This is a genomic window from Rhizobium sp. BK289 (assembly GCF_014193575.1).
In the GTDB taxonomy this organism is placed as follows: domain Bacteria; phylum Pseudomonadota; class Alphaproteobacteria; order Rhizobiales; family Rhizobiaceae; genus Rhizobium; species Rhizobium tropici_C.
In genome coordinates this window covers 386,714-407,301 of the sequence record NZ_JACHZO010000001.1, presented here as the reverse complement: position 1 = coordinate 407,301, position 20,588 = coordinate 386,714, and the positions used below count along the sequence as shown (strand labels likewise).

Here is a 20,588-nt window from a genome sequence, read left to right as displayed (position 1 = left end):
CGATGGCTGCCACGATCTCGCGCCGTTCGCGCTTTCTAAACTTCGAATTCATATTCGGCGCTTTGCTCACCATCGTCATTTGCCTTGCCGTTCTTCTCTCCGACGTCCTTTTTCCCGGCGGCGCCGAAAAGATCGACCTGATGGCAAGACTTGCCAGGCCCTTCGCCAGCCTCGCCCATCCCTTCGGCACTGATCCTCTGGGACGCGATGTGCTGGCCCGTGTCGTTGCAGGTGGCAAGATATCGCTGACCGTCGGCCTGACGTCGGTCATCGGCGGCGTTGTGCTTGGCGTGCTGGTAGGGCTTGCCGCGGGTTACTACCGCGGCATCTGGGACATGCTGCTGATGCGCTTTGCGGATATCCAACTCGCGATGCCTTTCATTCTGCTGGCAATCACCTTCATCGCCATCGTCGGCGGCAGCCTCACCAACACGATCATCCTCTTGATCGTCTCGCAATGGGTGCAATATGCGCGCCTCGTGCGCGGCTCGGTGCTGAGCTTGCGCGAGCGCGAGTTTATCCTGTCGGCTCGGGCGATCGGCGTCAAAGACTGGCGCATCATCTTCCAGCATCTGCTGCCGAACCTTATCGGTCCAGTTATTGTGCTGATGACGCTGAACATCGCCAACAACATCCTTCTGGAAAGCAGCCTCACCTTCCTCGGACTGGGCGTCGACCCGACCATTCCCAGCTGGGGCGGCATGCTCGCCGACGGACGCACCTATTTGCAGACGGCATGGTGGGTCAGCCTCTTCCCCGGCCTTGCAATCCTTTTGACTGTGCTTGGCCTTAATCTCCTCGGCGACTGGCTGCGCGACAGCCTCGACCCGACCGGCAGAACGACAAGGTAGATATCATGACCGTGATTTTCGAGAGACGTTTTGAGCGCACGCTGTCGCGCCTTGTCGCCGATGCCAAGCCTGGCCAGAACTTCGAGGCATGGACTTTCGATGACAGAGACAGCCGCCAGCAAGCTGAACGCAAGCTCGCGGAAAAAGGCATCAAGGCCCGCATTCGCAGCACCTACAAGCCGCTGGTAAATGCCTTTATCGAGGAAATCGACCTGCATGATGTGGATGCGATCGAGATCCGCTACCCGGTTCATCCCAGTGCACCGGGAAACCGCTTCCGTCTGGAAGCCTATCCGCTCGCGGCAATGGTGGAAAATCGCGAGATCACCTTTGTCGCAAGAGCTGACAGTGACTTTCACTATGGCGTTCTGCTGAAAAGCAAAGCCGGTGAAGAGCGCCAATTGAAGGTGCTGGTGCCTAATCGCGTCCATATAGACGCCGCCGGCGAAACGAGCGTTTCCCCGACCGGCTGGCTCGTGCGGGATGGCAATGCGACGGGCGATCGGCTCGCCACCGATTATGAACAACTCTTCGAGGAGACCATTGCCGCGGTCACACACTTCGACTGGGGCGCAAGCGAACCCTATTTCGAGGAACTGAACATTCGCGTTGCCCTGCCGGCGCTGGACGAGGCCTTGCCCGTCGGCGACGAAGTCATGAGCCTTCGCGAGGCGCTACATGAGGATTTCTATTTTTCGCTGCTCGAATTCTTCCAGAAGAAATCCGGCCGCCCGCTCGGCGACCGCGGCTTGAAGCCGGGGCAGATCGTTCCGCAGATCCTGCAGTCCTCTGGTGAGATTTCCGTCCGAGTGGAAACGCAGCCACTGACGTCTCGCTACTGGGATAGAGCCGAACAGCAGATCGAGACGGCGACGGAACCTCTGGCTATGCAGCAGATCGAGGCCGAGCTTAGCAAGATCGGCGGCGAAGCATTTGAGGCTGCCGCACGCTCTGGTCGCACAGTTCGAGCGCGCTACATCAAGGGCAGCGACGCGGCCGTGATGATCAGCGGTGGACAGCACGCCAACGAGACGACCGGGGGTGCGGGTGCCTTGCGTGCGGCCCGTCGGCTTGCCAAGGTTGAAGGCGCGCATTTCACGATCTCGCCGCTCGAAAATCCCGATGGCTACGCGCTGCATCAGCGCCTGCGCCAGGATAGTCCGCGCCATATGTATCATGCCGCCCGCTACACCGCGCTTGGCGACGATCTCGAATATCGGACCGAAGAGACTGCCGGCCCCTATCTCTTCGAAAAGAAAATCCGCTTCCAGGCGGAGAGGCTGAGCGGAGCGCAGCTGCACGTCAACCTGCATGGCTATCCGGCGCACGAGTGGACACGGCCGCTCTCCGGTTATGTCCCACGCAACTTCGCCATGTGGACGCTGCCGAAGGGCTTTTTCCTGATTGCCCGTTATCATTCCGGCTGGGCGGCTCAGGCCGAGCAGCTTCTGGATAAAGTGACCAAACACCTCGACGCCATCCCCGGTCTACGGGATTATAACGATCGTCAGATCGCACTCTATGAAACCCATGCCGGCGAAACAGGCTTCCGCATCATCAACGGCTTCCCCTGTCTCGCCAATATCGACGATCGCCATACGGTGCCATTGACCTTGATCACCGAATATCCGGACGAGACCATTTACGGCGACGCCTTCATCGCCGGCCATACCGCGCAAATGGAAACAGTGCTTTCCGCCTACCGCTCGTGGCAGGAAATCATGGCGTTGAGCTAATCGGGCTCGCCGATCTGAGCATATCGAGCAGAGCGGTCATGGCGCTCGTCGTATAGGCATCCGATCGGCGCACGAAAAGCGTATCCACCAGAGACCGTTCCGGAGGAAGCGTGTGGATTGCAACCCTGCCCTCTTGGGCGGCGGCAGCGACGACACCTCTTGGCAAGAGAGTGATGCCGACGCCGGCCGACACGCAGCTTATGATCGTATCCAGAGAGCCGAATTCCAGCGGCTTCGAGGTGACGATACCCATATCGGCAAGAAGCGACTCCAGCCGCTGCCGGTAGGAGCAGCCGATCTGGAAGACGATGGTCTTGAGATCGATAATGCCGGCCAAATCTTCCATTCCGCGAATGGCAGGCGATGTCACGAGAACGAGCTCTTCCTGAAAGATCACCTCCTGCTCGAGATCGGGATGGCTGACAGGACCCGCCACGAAGGCGCCCTCGACCCGGCATGAAACGACATCGTCGATCAGCCGGCGGGTCGTGCCTGTTGTCACGACAAGACGTACCTGCGGATAGGTCTTGGCGAATTGGCCGAGGAGCGGCGACAATCGCAGCGCTGTCGTCGTTTCCAGGCTGCCGAGGGAAAGCGTCCCGCCCGGCTCGCCATCATCCTTGGCGGCGGTGCGGGCATCGGCCAGAAGCTTGGTGATGCGGCCGACAAATGGGAGAATTCGTTGTCCCGCCGGTGTGGTCGACACGCCCCTTGCATGCCGCTGGAATAGGCTGACACCCAGCTCTTCTTCCAGTGCCCGGATTCGCGCGGTCACATTCGATTGAACAGTGTGCAGCTCCTGCGCCGCCCGGTTCATGCTGCCGTGCCGTGATACCGCTTCGAAAACTCTGAGATCCGATACGTCCATTTCATATCTCCCAAAGAGATAACTGCTCTCATAATAATTCAGTTTTTATGATAATATGTGTGCCGTATTCTCTCAAGCACTGATCACTGAGAGAGTTCCCATGATCGACGCTGCCACGCACGAAACCGACCGGAACCATTATGATGCCCGGATGGCATGGCGTGCCATCCTGTCGGCATTCTGTGCCTGCCTGATCGGCATCGGCCTTGCCCGCTTCGCCTATACGCCGCTTCTGCCTGCCATCGTCGATAACAATTGGTTCGAAGCCCCGGCAGCCGCCTATCTCGGTGCCGCAAATCTTTCCGGTTATCTGGTCGGCGCATTGCTCGGGCGGACAATCGCCGCACGCGCCTCCACTGTCCTGACGCTCAGGATCATGATGCTTGCCGCAACGGCGGCCTTCTTTGCCTGCGCCTTCCCTGTCAGCTTTCCATGGTTCTTCGCATGGCGTTTCGCAGCCGGCCTTGCCGGTGGCGCCCTGATGGTACTCGCGGCGCCAACCGTCCTGCCGCTGATCGTACCGTCTCGCCGAGGGCTTGCCAGCGGCGTGATCTTCATGGGCATCGGCGCCGGCGTTGCACTATCGGGCACATTGGTTCCCCTGCTGCTGCAACAGGGCTTGCGCGAAACCTGGCTCGGCATCGGCGCCCTGTCGCTGCTTTTGACGATCATTGCCTGGGCCGGATGGCCGCGCGAAATCGCCGGTCACACCACCGCAAGCCACCATGCCACGCATGTCCCGAAACGCTGGACGCTACGCGCGCTCTACATCGAATATGCGCTGAATGCCGCCGGCTGGGTTCCGCATATGATCTTCCTCGTGGATTTCGTTGCCCGCGGATTGGGAGAGGGCTTGCAGGTTGGCGCGGAATACTGGGTGCTGTTTGGCCTTGGCGCCACCATCGGCCCGATCCTTGCCGGCCATCTGGCCGATCGCACCGGTTTCGCCGCAGCACTGCGATTTGCCTTTCTGCTTGAAGCCTTCGCAGTCGTCATTCCCGCCCTTGGTCTCGGACAGGCATGGCTCATCGCATCGAGCCTGATCGTCGGGGCATTCGTGACCGGCACGGTTCCCTTGATGCTCGGGAGGATCGCGGAATTGCTGCCGCACCATCCGGCGCAGCAGAAGGTCGCATGGAGCCTGGCAACCGTATTCTTTGCCCTATTCCAAGCGGCGGCGGCTTATGGACTTTCCTTCGTCTTCGCCCAAACCGGCGGAAACTATTACCTGCTCTTCTTCATCGGAACCGGCGCCATGGTCCTCGCCTTGACGATCGACCTCGCCGTCGCGGTGTTGGTTCGAGTTCCTCAGGGAAGTGCCCGGGATCACGACGCATAACAATAGGAGAACATGACATGGCAAAGCTTTTGACTGAAATTACCGGCAGCGAAGACATGGTGAACAATGGCGGCGCCCTCGACGCACTTATCGGCTTCTACCGCGCTTTCAATGCCGGCGACCTGACTGCCTTGGCCGCCAATTGGGCCGATGGCGACAAGCCAAGCATGGACAATCCGATCGGAGGCATCCGGCGCGGATGGCCGTCGATCCGCGACGGTTATCAGAAGCTGTTTACCGGGAAGGCGAAGGTCCGGGTCACATTCCACGATTTCACCAGTCAGGGCGGCGATGATTGGCACCTGTTCGTCGGCCGGGAGAAAGGAACCTGCGTCACGGCCGGCGAGAGCATTGAACTTCGCATTCGCACAACCCGCTGGTTCGTCAGGATCGACGGCGTCTGGCGGCAGCTTCATCATCACGGCTCCATCGAGGAACCTGCCCTGCTTGCAGCCTATCAGCAGATCATCTTCGGTGCGCCGCTGGATCGTCCGGCATAGGCTCCGTCGCAAGATTTTAATCGCCTGCGCGGTATCGTGCCCACATGGCGCCAAAGTTTTCGGGCGAGTTGAGGTTCATGAGGCATTTTCTGCTGCTGCTCTCCAGCCTGTTCATTATCTGCCTGGGCTCATATGCGCCGCCGGCGCATGCGGAGGGATTCGTCCGCGCCGATCATCAGCAAATCGTTGATGGCAAAGGCCATCGGCTCATCCTGCGTGGCCTCGGCCTTGGAGGATGGATGGTGCAGGAAGGCTACATGATGGGCCCTTCCAATCTGAAGGCGCAGCACATCATTCGCCGCCGCATTTCCGAAATCATCGGCGAGAAAAGGACTGAACAATTCTATCGGTCCTGGCTCGATAATGCCGTGACGAAAGCCGATATCGACGCAATGGCCAAATGGGGCTTCAACAGCGTGCGCCTGCCGATGCATTGGAACCTGTTCATCAAGGATAGGCACGGCAAGAAAACGTCCAAGAACATTGTCTGGAACGAGGAGGGCTTTCGCCGGGTTGATGCGCTGATCGGCTGGCTGAAAGCCCATGACATGTACTTGATACTCGACCTGCATGCGGCACCTGGCGGCCAGGGTCACGACATCGCCATTTCCGATCGCAATCCGAACAAGCCGTCGCTCTGGCACAGCGATGAGAACCAGGCAATGATGATCGCGCTCTGGAGCGAGATCGCCCGTCGCTACAAGGACGAATCGACGATCGCGGGTTATGACCTGCTTAACGAACCGAATTGGGGCTTTCAGGACAAGAAAGACAAGGGCGGCTGCCGCGAAACCGAAAACCGGCCGCTGCGCGACATCTACATACGCACCATTCGTGCGATCCGCGCGATCGATACCAACCATATGCTTGTGATCGAGGGCAATTGCTGGGGCAATAATTATGCCGGCGTGCTGCCGATCGAGGATCGCAACACGGCGCTCAGCTTTCACAAATACTGGACGCCGACGACGCGGGAATCGATCGAACCGTTCCTGAAACTGCGCGAGCAATATGACATGCCGCTCTGGAACGGCGAATCCGGCGAAAACAACAATGACTGGTATGCCCGCGCCGTGGCGCTGCAGGAGAAAAACGGCATCGGCTGGTCATGGTGGCCCCTGAAGAAAATCGGTGCGGGCAACCCGCTCGAAATCAAGGCGAATGCAGACTACCGCCGCCTGGTCGCCCATCTTCGCGGAGAGGGCAAAAAACCTTCGGCCAAGCATGCCTTCGCGGGATTGATGCAACTGGCAAACGACAGCCGTTTCGACCGGAACATCCACCATCAGGGCGTGATCGACGCATTGATGGGAGCTTCGCGCAAACCAGACATGCCCGACTAGGGCCGTCCGGTCATTCGCACTGGTGAATTCGCCCTACCCCACCGCGTGCCGGATCGTTTTCGACAGGCGCAAGAGGAACCGAGGCCTCGATGAGGCAACGAGTTTCCATGAAAGAATTGCTTTTGCCATATGGCGAGGAAGGATGCCGACCGACAGAAACCAGGCGGCCAGCATCGCACGGCGCCGTCTGGACGCATTCATCTTCAGGCTGGCGACCGCTCCGGCGGCGCCGAGAGAGAGCCGGGAATCCTCGGCGACAGGATGTCGTTCCCTGTCGATACAAAGCGATGCAAGACGCTCCTCCAAATGCACAGGATCGCGCAGACCGGCATCTTGAGGTACTTCCAGGCCGATCTCCGCCGCCTGATCCGACAAAGCCTCCAGCCGGCGAAAATCATGCTGTATGCGCCAGCGCGCACGCCGGCCGAGCCTTTCTGCAAAGACGGAATGATTGGCGCCGTGGATACGATAGGCACCCAGACAATCATCGATGGATGTCACCTCGCCATGCAGGGGAGCAACCGTCGCCAGATATCCGTCGGCGCCCTGTCGAAATTCCCGTTCCGGAACGGGCATCACCCTGTCGAGAACCGAGCGGCTGAACGCCAGGCCGCTCGTGACGGTCGTCTGATAGCGCCCCTTTCGCAAAAGCTCCGGAGTGACGTCACCGGAATCGAAAGGTAGTTCCGCAGGTGGAAACACGTCCTTCACCTGCATGTACTCATCAACGATATGCAGCCTGAACTGCATCTGGGCAGTCTTCTCTTCCCAGGCTTCGACCACCTCCGACACCGCATTCGGATAAAGATAATCATCCGCATCGAGAAACAGCACGATCTTGCCGCGACTGGATGCGAAGCCTGTGTTGAATGCTGCGGCATGTCCGCCATTCACCTCTCTGAGGCAGGTCTTAATCCGTGAGTCATAAGAGGCGATGACATCGGTTGTCGCATCCGTCGATGCGTCATCGACGACGATGACTTCGGCATTGTCGTAGTCCTGTTCCAATGCGCTATCGATGGCGCGCCTCAAATAATGAGCGTAATTATAGTTGGCGATAACGATGGAAACGGGAATGCGGTCGTGGATGGAATACATCGCATTGAACCTCGCAGATCTGCTTTGGTCGTGGCGAACCTTCTCATCAGGTCCTGTGATTGAACCCGCTGGCAGCGGGATGGGCATGGCGCACGAGTGGCGTCAACGAATAGCTCAAGCAGAGGCTGTCAGGATCGCGTCGATCCGCCCTGCATTCCTGAGCCTCTTTAGTTTTGTGGCTTTTGAATGACCGGCACCCGCGATTTGATGCCGGCCATGGCATCATTTCGATAATCTTACTATTTCACCTTGTAGCGCGGTGCGGCGCTGGAGCGTGACAAATTGGGTTTCAGAGCCTGCCGCGCATCCTCATAGGCGTTCTGCAGTTCGACGCTTTCGAGAGCGGGAATCGTCGCCAGCTCTCCCTGATCAAAACCGGCCAGCGCGGCGTCGACCATGTCCTCGGTCGACATTACGATCTCGGACGGCAGATGCTCGACGGGAACACCGGCGACAGCCCAGAATTCCGTAGCGGTCGCACCGGGCAGAACCGCCTGGATGCGAACATTCTTATCCGCCAGCTCATGCTTCAGCGATTGGCTGAACGCCAGAACGAAAGCCTTCGTACCGCCATAGACGCCGTTCAGCAGCTCCGGCGCGATCGCAACGATTGACGCGATGTTGATGATGGCGCCACCACCACGCTGAACGAACCCCGGCGCGGCGGCATAGGTGAGCCGCATCAGCGCCGTGACGTTGAGATCGATCATCTGCTGCATTCTTTCGACGTCCGACTCCAGCAAGGATCCTGCCCCGCCGAAACCGGCATTGTTGACGAGAAGCGTGATCGCATCATCCGTCTTCAACACATGCTCGACACGGCTGAGATCCTTCTGCGAGCCCAGGTCCGCGGCAATGACCTCGACCTTGCGGCCCGTCTCCTCGCGAAGCTGAGCGGCGATTGCCGAAAGCCGTTCTTCATTGCGCGCGACCAGAATGAGGTCGAAGCCGCGTCTGGCAAGACGATGCGCATAAACCGCGCCGATGCCCGACGATGCACCTGTTACCAATGCTTTTCCTAGGGATGAATTTGTCATCGTTTCTGTCCTTTTCCTGCGGTGGGAGGTTCAATCCGCATGAAGGAACAATAGTCTTGAAAGCTTGCGTCCCAAATGTCATATTCACTACGTTTTCGGACATGCGAGCGCGCATATGCGATCAAGTTCCGAGAGCAGATCGAGGCATCCGGCACGGCGTGCCGTCCGAGAAGCGCCTCAGGTACCGTTTCCAGCTGCGAGCGCCGCCATGCATTCCATTGGATTTCTCCTCTTTCCTGGCTTCCAGGTCATGGGTTTCACCGCAGTGACCGCCTTCGAGGTCGCAAATCTGGCGAGGGAAAGAGAGCTCTATCGCGTGACGCTGCTTTCAGAGGGCGGAGGGCTTGTGCGCTCATCCGCGGGGTTCAGCGTCGAAACGGAAGCCTTTGGCGACACGTCGTTCGATTCTCTTTTCATCGGCGCCGCCACGCAGGTCTCGGCCATGTCTCCGGCTATCCTCGATTATATCCGTCGGTCGGCAAAGTCCTGCCGACGCGTCGCCGCTCCTTGCACAGGCGCCTTTGCCTTGGCCGAGAGCGGTCTGCTCGATGGCCGCCGTGCGACGACGCATTGGGTTTTTGCTCGGGAGCTGCGAGATCGGTTCCCTGCCCTGAAGGTCGATGAAGACAAGATCTTCATCATCGATGGGTCGATCTGGACCTCTGCTGGCATGACGGCCACCATCGATCTCGCCCTTGCGATGATCGAAAAGGATCACGGCGAGGAACTGGCCCGGGAGGTTGCCCGGAAGCTCGTGGTCTATCACCGCCGCGCCGGCGGACAGTCGCAATTTTCGGCCCTCCTGGAACTCGAGCCGAAATCGGATCGTGTTCAACGCGCGCTCGACTTCGCAGGACGAAATCTGCGCAAGATCGTGTCCGTCGAGGAGCTGGCGGAGGCGGCAAGGCTCAGTCCCCGCCAATTCAACCGCGTTTTTCGCAGCGAAACCGGCCAGTCACCCGCCAAGGCGATCGAGAACATGCGGGTAGAGGCGGCGCGGTTGATGATCGAAGAAGGCGGTCATTCGATGGACGAAATCGCCATAGAAGTGGGCTTTGCGGATCGCGAGCGCATGCGCCGCGCCTTCTTGCGCGTACTCGGCCAGCCGCCGCAAACGATCCGCCGTAATGTCCGCGCAATCGGGTGAGCAAAGACAAAGCTCTTATAGAGCGGTTGAACAACATCGAAAGCACTGGCAATGCGCCGCGATTGCACCTTCGATTATGCAGCCACAGTCGTTGTTCGGCGATATCGCTAGGTTTTGGACATCAAGACATATCACGGCGGTCACATCGGCCGCTTTGAATTCGTCTTGCTGCTCCTTGCATACGGAATGATGCGAGGTTCCGCGGTGGTCTCAACACTTCGAAGCTTCCTGTTTGACCGTGGATCGAACAGGAAGCTTCAAAGCCAATCGATAGCTGCAGGATCAAAGCCCGCTCGAAGCGGGCTTCGTCATCTTATTCAGCGGCGCTCGCGGCCTTTGCCTTGCGAGCGCGCTTCGGCTTTGCCGTTTCCGCAACGGCCGGCGCGGCAGCTGCGGGAGCAGCCTTTGCCCGAGTGGTCTTCGGTGCGGACTTGCTTGTGGCTGGCTTGGCAGCCGGCTTAGCCGCTGCAGGCTTGGCCTTTGCCTTGCCCTTGGAAGCAACTGCCTTGTCGCCCGTCTTTGCAGCATTCAGAAGTGCAACGCGGCGCTGGCGGTTCTTTTCAAGTGCCTGCTGAAAGCCGACATCATTTTCCGCATGATAAGCAAGATCGTCGAGGAACTCGGAGACGTCCTTGACCGATTCAACGACGACATAGCTTAGTCCGTGACCGGCATTGATGGAGTCACGACCGACCGTCACGCCGAAACCGCCGGGCACGCGCTGGAACCAAGTGGAGCGCCACTTCTTGAAGCCGGAGCTATCGCGCTCATACTCCTCCAGATATGCTTTCTGTTCCGCTACTCGTGCACGAAATGTATCGACAACATTCCGTGCGCCAGCCTTCGGCTTGTCAGCCTTCTTCGAAGACCATTTATCGAGAAAGTTTGCCATTAGTCTGCTCTCTTCTAGTTAGCGTTCCTTGCCAAGCCGCCGTTGCTTGTGAAGCGATGACGGAGCTCCTCCACATGGATGCCCGCACAAATGTAAAGGATAGATGTATAATGGCAACATCATCCGTTATTATTATCGATAATTGGACCCCGCGGTTGCGTTATTTGCCGCTCTTTGGACACCAGGAATCACAAACCTTGTGGCTTTACCCATCGTGAGAGCAGCCGCATCATCTGTGGAGCGGCATGATCCAGCCATTCGAGACGATGATTTTAAGCTCAACGAGCCGGTACTGCGATCGCATACCCGTTGGAAATACTCTATGGCGTTGCCGGAAATCGGCGCAAGTATCTGTGGGCAAGTGATACAGGCTTTCGGCTTTCATCACTGCTTTGTTGTCCGGCAAACTGATATCGCTTCGCCAAAACGACACCGGAAGCGCGGATAGGTACGCTCGCTCCTCACCCATATTCCTCCCCGGCCCGGCGCCTTATACAACCCGCTTCCATTCCTCTTTGTATCGCCCTCGGCATTTGATCGCTGGGTTCGAAAACAAACGTTATTGCACCGCGGTGATCGAGGTTTCCATAGCCTTGTGCCCACATCCTCGAACAGGATGGCCGTGGCGCTGACGACGCCGGCAGCCGGTAACCTGTCATGCGGCATCCCCGTGCCACACCGACGCTTGCACGAACGGCCCGATGATCCCTGGCCGGTGCAGATGGTACCGGCCAGGGATCGTGAATTATCAGGCCACCCGCTTCAGCGCGTCACCAAGCATGGAGACGATCGTCTCGATCTGTTCGCGTTCGATGATCAGTGGCGGAGAGAGCGCGATGATATCGCCTGTTACACGGATCAGCAGGCCCTTCTGGAAGCAATCGACGAAGACGTCATAGGCGCGCGTGCCGGGAGCACCATCGCGCGGCGCAAGTTCGATGGCGCCGACGAGGCCGAGATTGCGGATATCGACGACATGCGGAAGGCCTTTCAGCGAATGCAGCGCACTCTGCCATTCGCCCGCGAGCTCGCTCGCGCGCGTCAGCAGACCTTCCTCCTCGTAGATTTCCATGGCCGCAAGACCGGCGGCACAGGCAACCGGATGCCCCGAATAAGTATAGCCGTGGAAGAGCTCGATCTGGTTTTCCGGACCGGTCATGAGGCCATCATAGATCTTGCGGCTGGCAAAGACGGCACCCATCGGAATCGTGCCGTTGGTGATGCCTTTCGCAGTCGTGACGAGATCGGGAACGACACCGAAATATTCCGTCGCAAACGGCGTGCCCAAGCGGCCGAAGCCGGTGATCACTTCATCAAAGATCAACAGGATACCATATTTGTCGGCGATGGCGCGTAGGCGCTCCAGATAGCCTTTCGGCGGCAAGACGACGCCGGCGGAGCCGGACATCGGCTCGACGATGACGGCCGCGATTGTTTCAGCGCCATGCAGCGCGACCAGCCGCTCCAGATCCTCGGCAAGCTCGATACCATGGGCCGGAAGACCCTTGCTGAAGGCGTTGCGTTCGATGTCCAGCGTGTGGCGCATGTGATCGGCGGGGATCTGCGGGAAGACACGGCGGTTATTGACAAGGCCGCCGACAGAGATGCCGCCGAAGCCCACGCCGTGATAACCCTTTTCCCGACCGATGATGCGCGTGCGCGTGCCCTGCCCAATCGCGCGCTGATAGGCGATGGCGATCTTGAGCGCAGTGTCGACGGATTCAGAACCCGAGCCGGTGAAGAACACGCGATCAAGGCCGGCCTCAGGGCCGCCCGGTGCGTGCGCGGCGAGCTTCGCGGCGAAATCGAAGGCGATCGGATGGCCCATCTGGAAAGTCGGCGCGTAGTCCATGGTGGAAAGCTGGCGCTCGACCGCCTGCGCGATCTTTCTGCGGCCGTGGCCGGCGTTGACGCACCAGAGGCCTGCCGTCCCATCAAGCACCTTGTTGCCATCGACATCGGTGTAATACATGCCATCAGCGGCTGCGAGCAGCCGGGGCGCTGCCTTGAACTGCCGGTTTGCCGTAAACGGCATCCAGAAATTGTCGAGAACAGGGGTATTGGGATGAGTGATCTTGTCCATTTTCGCCTCCATTGCGCTGTCCTTGACATCAGCGATTTTCCAGCTCCGAACAAGTCCTTTTCTATCCGCCTTTAAATTATTGATTTTGTTTCATCGACATGGAATGTTTTCGATATTTCGAACATCCGAAACCCCGGAGCCACGATGTCTGTCGATATCGGCAATCGCCTGCGTCATCTGCGCCTGGCGCGCAACCTCTCCCAGCGCGAGCTCGCCAAGCGCGCCGGCGTGACCAATTCGACAATCTCTTTGATCGAATCCAATTCGGCCAATCCATCCGTCGGGGCCCTGAAGCGCATTCTCGACGGCATCCCGATCGGGCTTGCGGAATTCTTCGCCTTCGAACCCGAAGCGCCGAAGAAGGCCTTTTATGCAGCCGAGGAATTGGTGGAGATCGGCAAAGGCCCGATTTCCTACCGCCAGGTCGGTGAAAACCTCTTCGGGCGCAGCCTTCAGATCCTGAAGGAGCGCTATCAACCGGGCGCCGATACCGGCAAGGTGCCGCTGGTTCATGAAGGAGAGGAAGGCGGCATCGTGCTCACCGGCCGCCTGGAGGTAACCGTTGATGATGAACGACGTATTCTAGGCCCGGGCGACGCCTATTACTTCGAAAGCCGCCGGCCGCATCGCTTCCGCTGCGTTGGCCCGGTTCCCTGCGAGGTCATCAGCGCCTGCACTCCTCCGAGTTTTTAGATGCAGCGGCTGACAATCACCTGGAAGATAGGACCGGACCGCAAAAGGGGGTTCGCCCCTCGTAAACGGAACGCTTTCACGGCCGGTCCCGCTGTCCTGCAGGCCGTGCCTGCAAGAGGCGGCGCTTTTGCGCACGCATTGCGGCAATATATGGGCTGTCACTCAAGAATATGCAGCTAAATGGAATCGCGCGATATAGATGCATCGATAGTCTCCCAGACAGCAAGGCATGTATGATGACCGCAAGATCGATCCCCCGCTCATTCATTCAAACTGCCCGTCTCCTGCTTCGCCCCACATCTGCGGGTGACGCCGAACGCGCGTGCGAAATTCAGAGCGACTGGAATGTGACGCGCATGCTGAGCAACGCCACCTATCCGCCAGGCCGGCAAGATATCCAAAGCTGGTTTTCCAGCCACGAGCAGGAATGGGCCGATGGCACGGCTTACCGCTTCGCCATCGAGCAGGCGGGAAGAATGATCGGTGTCGTCGATGTCGATGGCATCAGCGGCGCCGAGGGCAGCCTGGGCTACTGGTTGGAGAAAGCCGCCTGGGGCAAGGGCTACGCCTTCGAGGCCGCACAAGCGCTGTTCGGTTTCGTCTTCCACGAAGTCGGCCTGACCGGGCTCGAATCCGGTCATGCATCCGACAATCCCGCATCGGGACGCGTGCTGACCAAACTCGGCTTCACACAGATCGGCAGCAGAGAGCTTTTCTCGCGCTCGCGCCGCGAAACCATCATCCAATGCTGCTATATGCTTGAAAAGGGAGACTTGCCTCTCGGACCTTAACGCTGATTGTCCTAGGCGCAACGAAGCCAACCTTTGCCCCAATACATGGCGAAAAGAGTCAGATGACTACGAAGAGCGTCCTTCGGACGACGTTCCTGCAGGCGATTGCTTGGGCGGAGCATTGCTGTTTTGCTCGGCACGATCGCGATGCAAGGCCGCGCGCGCAAGCAGCATAAAGGTGACGGGCGTCGTCACCGTTACGAAAATGCCGATCAGCAGCTCATGGATGACCAGCGACCATGTCGAAATCGAAAAGAAGATCATCGAGGCGATCATGATTGCGCCAATGCCGCCGCTCGTTCCCAATGTCGGCGCATGAATGCGCTCGTAGAAGGTGCCAAGCCTCAGGAAGCCGATCGCACCAACCAGGGTGAGGAAGGCGCCGATGAGAAGCAGTCCACCGACAGGGATCGCAGCCCATAGGGGCAAGTTTTCAAACTGCGGACTCATTCGATCACCTCCCCGCGCATCAGGAATTTCGCTAGAGCAACGGTTGCGACAAAGCCGAGCATGCCGATGACGAGTGCCGCTTCGAAATAGACGACACGCCCCGTGCCGATGCCGAAGGTCAGAAGCAGCAGCATGGCGTTCACATAAAGCGTATCGAGCGCGATGATGCGATCCTGCGCGCGCGGTCCACGAAACATGCGAATGGAAGCAATCGCCATTGCCACCACGATCATCAGCTGTGCAGCCGCGACGGATATCTGGATGATCATGGCGCTCATGCGAATATCTCCATCAGCAAGGCTTCGTATCGATTGGCGACCATGTCGCGCCATTGCGCTTCATTTTCGAGATCAAGAACATGCAGCAGCACGGTATTGTCATTGGAGTCATATTCGAGCCACGCCGAGCCCGGCGTGCTCGTGAGGATAACCGCCAGCAGCGCAAGCGCGATCTGATCGCGCACCCGAAGTTCCAGGACAACGAAACCCGGATTTGTCTTGCGCGATCGACCTTTCAAAATGATCCAGGCGACTTGCAGGTTCGATTTTGCGACGTCGAAGACAACCCGGAAAAAGAGCTTGGGCAGCAGATACCACTTGCGCAAGCGCGGCTTTTCGGGCCTGAGCGATGCCATGCCCCAGGAGGCGAAAACGGCAACGATGATGCCGAGTATGAGTTGACCAAGCGTGAAACCGTTCAGCAGCAGCCACATCAGGATCAAGCTCAGCGCCAACAGCGGATAAGGCAGCATTACAGGCCCCCCGCTTTGCTTGCTTGAGCTGCGATAGTTGCCGGCGCAACCACCGCATTACGGACAGCATCGACATAGATATTGGGATCGCTAAGGGTGCGGATGGTCGCATCCATGTACTGCATGACGGGGCCGGCCCAGATGGTCAAGGCCAGCGTCAATGCGAGCAGGCCCATGACCGGGAATATCTCGATGACAAGCACGCGTGGAACCGTTCCCTCGAGCGAGCTCCAGAATGTGCGTATGCCGGCACGCGTCATCGCGATTAGCGCGGCAATGCCTGAAAGGATGACGAGCAGGATCAAGGTCCAGACGGCGGCGCTCGGCGGAATGCCGATCGCGCCGGTTCCCATCATGGCGGAGAGCATGGCAAACTTGGCGACGAAACCGGAAAGCGGCGGCAGACCGGCAAGCAGGATACCGCAGGCGGCGAAGCAGATGCCGAGCATCGCCATGGTGCCTGGCATGGTGACGCCTTCGCCTTCCGTCGGCTCCGTTTCCTCGGCATCGCCATAAGCTTCCATCGTGACGGCAAGAACGCTGGCGCCCGCATCCTGCCCGCGCTCCACGAGCTCGATCAGCATGAAGAAGGCGCTGATCGTCAGCGTCGAACTGACAAGATACATCAGCGCGCCGGACGAAATGGAACCATCATTGATGCCGATCACCATCAGCAGCGTGCCGGACGAGACGAGCACGGAAAAACCGGCGAGCCGGCCGAGCGCCTGAGACGCCAGCACGCCGACGGTTCCGAAGATCAACGTTGCCATGCCGCCGTAGAGAAGCACGGTCGCGCCGAAGCCGGCGGACGGGCCGGCGCTGAACAGAAGCATGGTCAGCCGCAGGATGACGTAGATGCCAAGCTTGCTGAGAATGGCGAAGATGCCGGCGACCGGCGCCGAAGCCGCGCTATAGGCCGTCGGCAGCCAGAAGCAGAGCGGCCACATGCCGGCCTTGATCAGGAATGCGATGCCGAGCACGCCGGCGCCGGCCTGCATCAGCATGCGGCGATCGGCGGACATCTCCGGGATGCGCACCGCGAGATCCGCCATGTTCAGCGTTCCCGCCGTGCCATAGATCAGGCTGACGCCGATGAGGAAGAGCAGCGCGGCCGCGAGATTGACGGCAATATAGTGCATGCCGGCCTTGACGCGGAGCGGCCCGGAACCGTGCAGCAGCAGGCCGTAGGATGCCGCCAGCATGATCTCGAAGAAGACGAAGAGATTGAAGAGATCGCCGGTCAGGAATGCGCCGTTGACGCCCATCAGCAGCAGCTGGAACATGGTGTGAAAATGCGCACCGACCGCGTGCCAGCGCGCCAGCGAGAATATCAGCGCCGCAACGGCGACGATGGATGTCAGCAGCAGCATCAGCGCCGACAGCCCATCGAGCACGAGCACGATGCCGAAGGGCACGCTCCAGTTTCCAAGCAGATAGGCGCGTTCCTGGCCGGGCGACCCGCCTTCTGCAAGGAAGAGCGTAAGCGCAATGCCGACCAGCAGGACGGTGGCGGCCAAGCTGATGAGCGCCTTCAGTGTCCGCGAGCGCTCGTCGATGAATACGAGCAGCGCTCCCGCGATAAGCGGAACGAGGATCGGCGCGATGATGAGATGGTGCGACCAGCCTGTCATTTCCGATCGCTCCTTCCATCGACATGGTCTGTACCGGTCAGGCCGCGCGAGGCGAGCAGCACGACGAGGAACAGCGCCGTGGTTGCAAAGCCGATGACGATCGCCGTCAGCACCAGAGCCTGCGGCACCGGGTCCGCCAGAGCACCCGTCGCCATGCCATCGCCGAGCAGCGGCGGCACATTCGTCTTCACACCGCCGACGCCGAAGATGAAGAGATTGACCGCATAGGACAGCAGCGACAGTCCGATGATGATTTGATAGGTGCGCGGACGCAGGATCAGCCAGACGCCGCAGGCCGTCATCACACCGATCGCAATGGACAAGATGAGTTCCATCAATCCCCCTTTGCCTTATCGGCATCTAGCACGCGCAGGCGGTTGATGCGCAGTGACTGGTGCGCAAGGGCCACCAGGATCAAAACCGTGGAGCCGACGACCAGCAGGAAGACGCCGAGATCGAAGAGAAGCGCGCTCGCAGCCGGCACCTTGCCGATCAACGGCACATCCAGGTACTGGAAATGCGATGTAAGGAAGGGATAGCCGAAGAACCAGGCGCCGATGCCCGTGGCAGTTGCGACCAGAAGCCCCGCCCCCATCCATCGCAGCGGCAGGATGCGGATGCGATCCTCGGCCCAACGCGTACCGCCGGCCAGATATTGCAGCAGGAAGGCGATCGAGAGCGTCAGGCCAGCCGAGAAGCCGCCGCCCGGCGCATCATGTCCGCGCATGAAAATATAAACGGACAGGGCGATGACGAAGGGGAACATCCACTGCATGATCACGGAGGGCACAAGCAGGTAATCGCGCACCGTATCGCCGGCCGAACGCTCCGGCCTTTCCTCGTCGAAACGGTTCTGGATCTGCTGCTGCTCCGGCATCTGCATGCTGTCGGGCGCCGGGCGGAAACGACGCAGCAGCGCGTAGACCGTCAAGGCGACGACACCGAGGACGGCGATCTCGCCCAAAGTATCGAAGCCGCGGAAATCGACCAGGATCACATTGACCACATTGCGGCCGCCACCCTTCGAATAGGCATTTTCGAGGAAATAATTCGCGATGGCGTCGGGCACCGGCATGGTCATGACGGCGTAGGAGACGAACGTCATGCCGACGCCGCAGATGACGGCCAGCGCAAGATCGCGGAACCGGCGGAAACGAGCGCGCAGGTCGACCGTATCGTCGATCCCTTCCGTCCGCTTCGGCAGCCAGCGCAAGCCGAGCAGGATGAGAACCGTCGTGACGATCTCGACAAGAAGCTGGGTAATGGCGAGATCCGGCGCGGAAAGCCAGATGAAGGTCATGCAGACGATCAGCCCGACGCCGCCCAGCATCACGAGCGCGACAAGACGGTGGTATTTGGCAAAGAAGGCGGTGCCGATTGCAAGGCAGATGCCGATCGCCCAAATGAAGGCAAAGACCGGATCGGCGCCTGAAAAGGCAAAATGCTTCGCCTCGAAACCCGACAAATAGAGCGGCAGCAGGCCGGCCGTAAAGCCGGTCACAACGACCCAGCGAAGCTGCGGCTGCAGCTTGCGCGTGCCGATCCGCTTTTCGGCCGTTCTCGCCCAGTGCCAGGAAACCTCCACCAGCACGCGCTCGAAAATGCGCTGCCCCTTCAGGCGACGGAAAAGGGGCGGACCGTCGTCGCATCGCGACAGATAATCCTTGAAGGCGAAGTAGAAAGCGGTTCCGCCGACCAAGGCGAGGATGCTCATGACCAGCGGCAGATTGAAGCCGTGCCAAAGCGAGAGGCTGTATTGCGGCGTATCGGCATTCAGAACGCTGACGACGGCCGCGTGCAGGAAGGGCGCGACCGAAAGCGCCGGAACGATGCCGACGACAAGGCAAACGACGACCAGAAGCTCGATCGGCAAGCGCATTGAGCGCGGCGGCTCATGCGGCTTGGCGATCGGCAGGTCGGCCGGCGCCGGACCGAAGAAGACGGTCTGAATGAAGCGCAGTGAATAGGCGACACTGAAGGCGCTTGCAAGCGTCGCCACATAGGGAAGCATGCGATCGAGCATGGAATCGGCATGAGTTTCGATCGCTTCGGCGAAAAACATTTCCTTCGACAGAAAACCGTTGAGCAGCGGCACGCCGGCCATCGCGGCACTCGCGACGATCGCGAGCGATCCTGTAAACGGCAGATAGCGGAACAGGCCGCTCAGACGGCGCATATCGCGCGTACCCGTTTCGTGATCGATGATACCGGCCGCCATGAACAACGATGCCTTGAAGGTCGCGTGGTTCAGCATGTGGAAGATGGCGGCAACCGTGGCAAGCGGGCTGCCGAGACTGAGCAAGGTGGTGATGAGGCCGAGATGGCTGATCGTTGAATAGGCGAGCAGTCCCTTGAGGTCCTGCTGGAACATCGCAAAATACGCGCCCAGCAGCAGCGTGATGATGCCGGCAGCGCCGACGATATAGAACCATTCATTCGTACCGGCCAGAACAGGCCAGAAGCGCGCCAGCAGAAAGACGCCGGCCTTTACCAGCGTAGCGGAATGCAGATAGGCAGAGACCGGCGTCGGCGCCGCCATGGCATTCGGAAGCCAGAAATGGAACGGGAATTGCGCGCTCTTCGTCAGCGCTCCCAGCAGGATCAGCACCAGCGCCGGCAAATAAAGCGGGTGATTGCGGATGGCATCACCCGAGGCCAGAATCTTATCCACATCATAGCTGCCGACGATATGGCCGATCAGGATCAGGCCGATCAGCAGGCAGAACCCACCGATCCCGGTGATGGTCAATGCCATGCGGGCGCCATCACGGGCGGCGGCGCTATTGTGCCAATAGCTGATCAGCAGGAAGGAAAAGATGCTGGTCAGCTCCCAGAATATCGAGAGCAGAATGACATTGCCCGACAGCACGATGCCGAGCATCGCCCCCATGAAGGCGAGCAGGAAGGAGAAGAAGCGAGGAACCGGATCCTCTTCCGACATGTAGTAGCGAGCATAGACGATGACGAGAAAGCCGATCGCCGTAATGACGACCGAGAAGAGCCAGGCGAAACCATCCAGTCTGAGACTGAAATCCAGCCCCAGCTGCGGCAGCCACGCGATGCTGTATCGCACCACGCCGCCATCCTTGACGGCGGGAAAGAAGCTCGCGGAAATCAGCAGCGCCAGAAATGTGACCGCTCCGGCGACCGCAGCCGGACCGCGCCGCGACTGAGTGCGCAACAGGCAGACGGAAAGGAGACTTCCGATAAACGGCAGGGCCAAAAGTGCCAGAATGAAAACAGGCTCGCCAGTTATCCCAAAACGTCATTCCCTCGCTTGGCCGGATAACTCAGACTGCTACGGCAGCAAAACCCCTGGAAATCCGGTGGATTATGTCCTATATGATAGATATTGCCCAATATGGGCAGCTTTGAACC

19 protein-coding genes are annotated in these 20,588 nt (G+C 59.5%); 8 read left to right on the top strand and 11 right to left on the bottom strand.

Annotated elements, in window-relative coordinates; genetic code table 11:
- The first annotated feature begins 2 nt into the window (after nucleotides 1-2).
- Entirely contained in the window at nucleotides 3-851 is an 849-nt protein-coding gene (locus tag FHT84_RS01850; protein ID WP_112344792.1) for an ABC transporter permease, read from the top strand.
- 5 nt (nucleotides 852-856) lie between these two features.
- A complete protein-coding gene (locus FHT84_RS01845; protein WP_112344791.1) occupies nucleotides 857-2,587 on the top strand; it encodes a M14 family metallopeptidase in 1,731 nt (576 codons plus the stop codon).
- On the opposite strand, the gene FHT84_RS01840 is transcribed toward FHT84_RS01845, so the two are convergent.
- Nucleotides 2,571-3,455, bottom strand: coding sequence for a LysR family transcriptional regulator (locus FHT84_RS01840; RefSeq protein WP_112344790.1), 885 nt, complete (start codon nucleotides 3,453-3,455; stop codon nucleotides 2,571-2,573). The two genes, FHT84_RS01845 and FHT84_RS01840, sit on opposite strands and share 17 nt — an antisense overlap.
- A gap of 100 nt (nucleotides 3,456-3,555) precedes the next feature.
- Between FHT84_RS01840 and FHT84_RS01835 the strand changes: the two genes are divergently transcribed.
- From FHT84_RS01835 to FHT84_RS01825, 3 genes are all read left to right on the top strand, one after another.
- Entirely contained in the window at nucleotides 3,556-4,794 is a 1,239-nt protein-coding gene (locus tag FHT84_RS01835) for a YbfB/YjiJ family MFS transporter (protein WP_112344789.1), read from the top strand.
- Nucleotides 4,795-4,811: 17 nt separating this feature from the next.
- The gene (locus tag FHT84_RS01830; RefSeq protein ID WP_113250459.1) at nucleotides 4,812-5,294 is read left to right on the top strand and encodes a nuclear transport factor 2 family protein; all 483 of its coding nucleotides are present in this window, start codon (nucleotides 4,812-4,814) and stop codon (nucleotides 5,292-5,294) included.
- A gap of 77 nt (nucleotides 5,295-5,371) precedes the next feature.
- The gene (locus tag FHT84_RS01825; protein ID WP_112344787.1) at nucleotides 5,372-6,637 is read left to right on the top strand and encodes a glycoside hydrolase family 5 protein; all 1,266 of its coding nucleotides are present in this window, start codon (nucleotides 5,372-5,374) and stop codon (nucleotides 6,635-6,637) included.
- A 33-nt stretch (nucleotides 6,638-6,670) separates the two neighbouring features.
- Here the strand turns inward: FHT84_RS01825 and FHT84_RS01820 are convergent, their stop codons facing one another.
- Together FHT84_RS01820 and FHT84_RS01815 are read right to left on the bottom strand one after the other, a co-directional pair.
- Nucleotides 6,671-7,735 (bottom strand): glycosyltransferase, encoded by a 1,065-nt coding sequence (locus tag FHT84_RS01820; protein WP_112344786.1) that lies wholly within the window; start codon nucleotides 7,733-7,735, stop codon nucleotides 6,671-6,673.
- A gap of 239 nt (nucleotides 7,736-7,974) precedes the next feature.
- Nucleotides 7,975-8,772, bottom strand: a complete 798-nt coding sequence (locus FHT84_RS01815; protein WP_169643245.1) for an SDR family oxidoreductase — start codon at nucleotides 8,770-8,772, stop codon at nucleotides 7,975-7,977.
- A gap of 208 nt (nucleotides 8,773-8,980) precedes the next feature.
- Between FHT84_RS01815 and FHT84_RS01810 the strand changes: the two genes are divergently transcribed.
- On the top strand, nucleotides 8,981-9,919 hold the full coding sequence (locus FHT84_RS01810; RefSeq protein WP_112344784.1) for a GlxA family transcriptional regulator: 939 nt from the start codon (nucleotides 8,981-8,983) through the stop codon (nucleotides 9,917-9,919).
- Between the two features lie 313 nt (nucleotides 9,920-10,232).
- Here FHT84_RS01810 and FHT84_RS01805 read toward each other — a convergent pair whose 3' ends face one another.
- Both FHT84_RS01805 and FHT84_RS01800 read right to left on the bottom strand, forming a co-directional pair.
- Nucleotides 10,233-10,811 (bottom strand): hypothetical protein, encoded by a 579-nt coding sequence (locus FHT84_RS01805; RefSeq protein WP_112344783.1) that lies wholly within the window; start codon nucleotides 10,809-10,811, stop codon nucleotides 10,233-10,235.
- Nucleotides 10,812-11,559: 748 nt separating this feature from the next.
- Complete coding sequence (locus FHT84_RS01800; RefSeq protein WP_112345196.1) at nucleotides 11,560-12,894, bottom strand: aspartate aminotransferase family protein; 1,335 nt, start codon at nucleotides 12,892-12,894, stop codon at nucleotides 11,560-11,562.
- Between the two features lie 144 nt (nucleotides 12,895-13,038).
- Between FHT84_RS01800 and FHT84_RS01795 the strand changes: the two genes are divergently transcribed.
- Both FHT84_RS01795 and FHT84_RS01790 read left to right on the top strand, forming a co-directional pair.
- Nucleotides 13,039-13,587: a cupin domain-containing protein gene (locus FHT84_RS01795; protein WP_112344781.1), complete on the top strand. Its 549-nt coding sequence runs from the start codon at nucleotides 13,039-13,041 to the stop codon at nucleotides 13,585-13,587.
- 170 nt (nucleotides 13,588-13,757) lie between these two features.
- The gene (locus FHT84_RS01790; protein WP_348647334.1) at nucleotides 13,758-14,378 is read left to right on the top strand and encodes a GNAT family N-acetyltransferase; all 621 of its coding nucleotides are present in this window, start codon (nucleotides 13,758-13,760) and stop codon (nucleotides 14,376-14,378) included.
- A 66-nt stretch (nucleotides 14,379-14,444) separates the two neighbouring features.
- Here FHT84_RS01790 and mnhG read toward each other — a convergent pair whose 3' ends face one another.
- From mnhG to FHT84_RS01760, 6 genes are read right to left on the bottom strand one after another with little or no spacing between them, the layout of a single operon-like run.
- Nucleotides 14,445-14,828, bottom strand: a complete 384-nt coding sequence (mnhG, locus tag FHT84_RS01785) for a monovalent cation/H(+) antiporter subunit G (protein ID WP_112344779.1) — start codon at nucleotides 14,826-14,828, stop codon at nucleotides 14,445-14,447.
- Complete coding sequence (locus FHT84_RS01780) at nucleotides 14,825-15,106, bottom strand: K+/H+ antiporter subunit F (protein ID WP_112344778.1); 282 nt, start codon at nucleotides 15,104-15,106, stop codon at nucleotides 14,825-14,827. The genes mnhG and FHT84_RS01780 overlap by 4 nt, the downstream gene beginning before the upstream one ends.
- Nucleotides 15,103-15,579, bottom strand: coding sequence for a Na+/H+ antiporter subunit E (locus tag FHT84_RS01775; RefSeq protein ID WP_112344777.1), 477 nt, complete (start codon nucleotides 15,577-15,579; stop codon nucleotides 15,103-15,105). The genes FHT84_RS01780 and FHT84_RS01775 overlap by 4 nt, the downstream gene beginning before the upstream one ends.
- Nucleotides 15,579-17,210: a monovalent cation/H+ antiporter subunit D gene (locus FHT84_RS01770; protein WP_112344776.1), complete on the bottom strand. Its 1,632-nt coding sequence runs from the start codon at nucleotides 17,208-17,210 to the stop codon at nucleotides 15,579-15,581. Before FHT84_RS01770 ends, FHT84_RS01775 begins: the two co-directional genes overlap by 1 nt.
- Nucleotides 17,207-17,545, bottom strand: coding sequence for a Na+/H+ antiporter subunit C (locus FHT84_RS01765; protein ID WP_112344775.1), 339 nt, complete (start codon nucleotides 17,543-17,545; stop codon nucleotides 17,207-17,209). Before FHT84_RS01765 ends, FHT84_RS01770 begins: the two co-directional genes overlap by 4 nt.
- Nucleotides 17,545-20,466, bottom strand: a complete 2,922-nt coding sequence (locus FHT84_RS01760) for a monovalent cation/H+ antiporter subunit A (RefSeq protein WP_348628031.1) — start codon at nucleotides 20,464-20,466, stop codon at nucleotides 17,545-17,547. Before FHT84_RS01760 ends, FHT84_RS01765 begins: the two co-directional genes overlap by 1 nt.
- Between the last annotated feature and the right edge of the window lie 122 nt (nucleotides 20,467-20,588).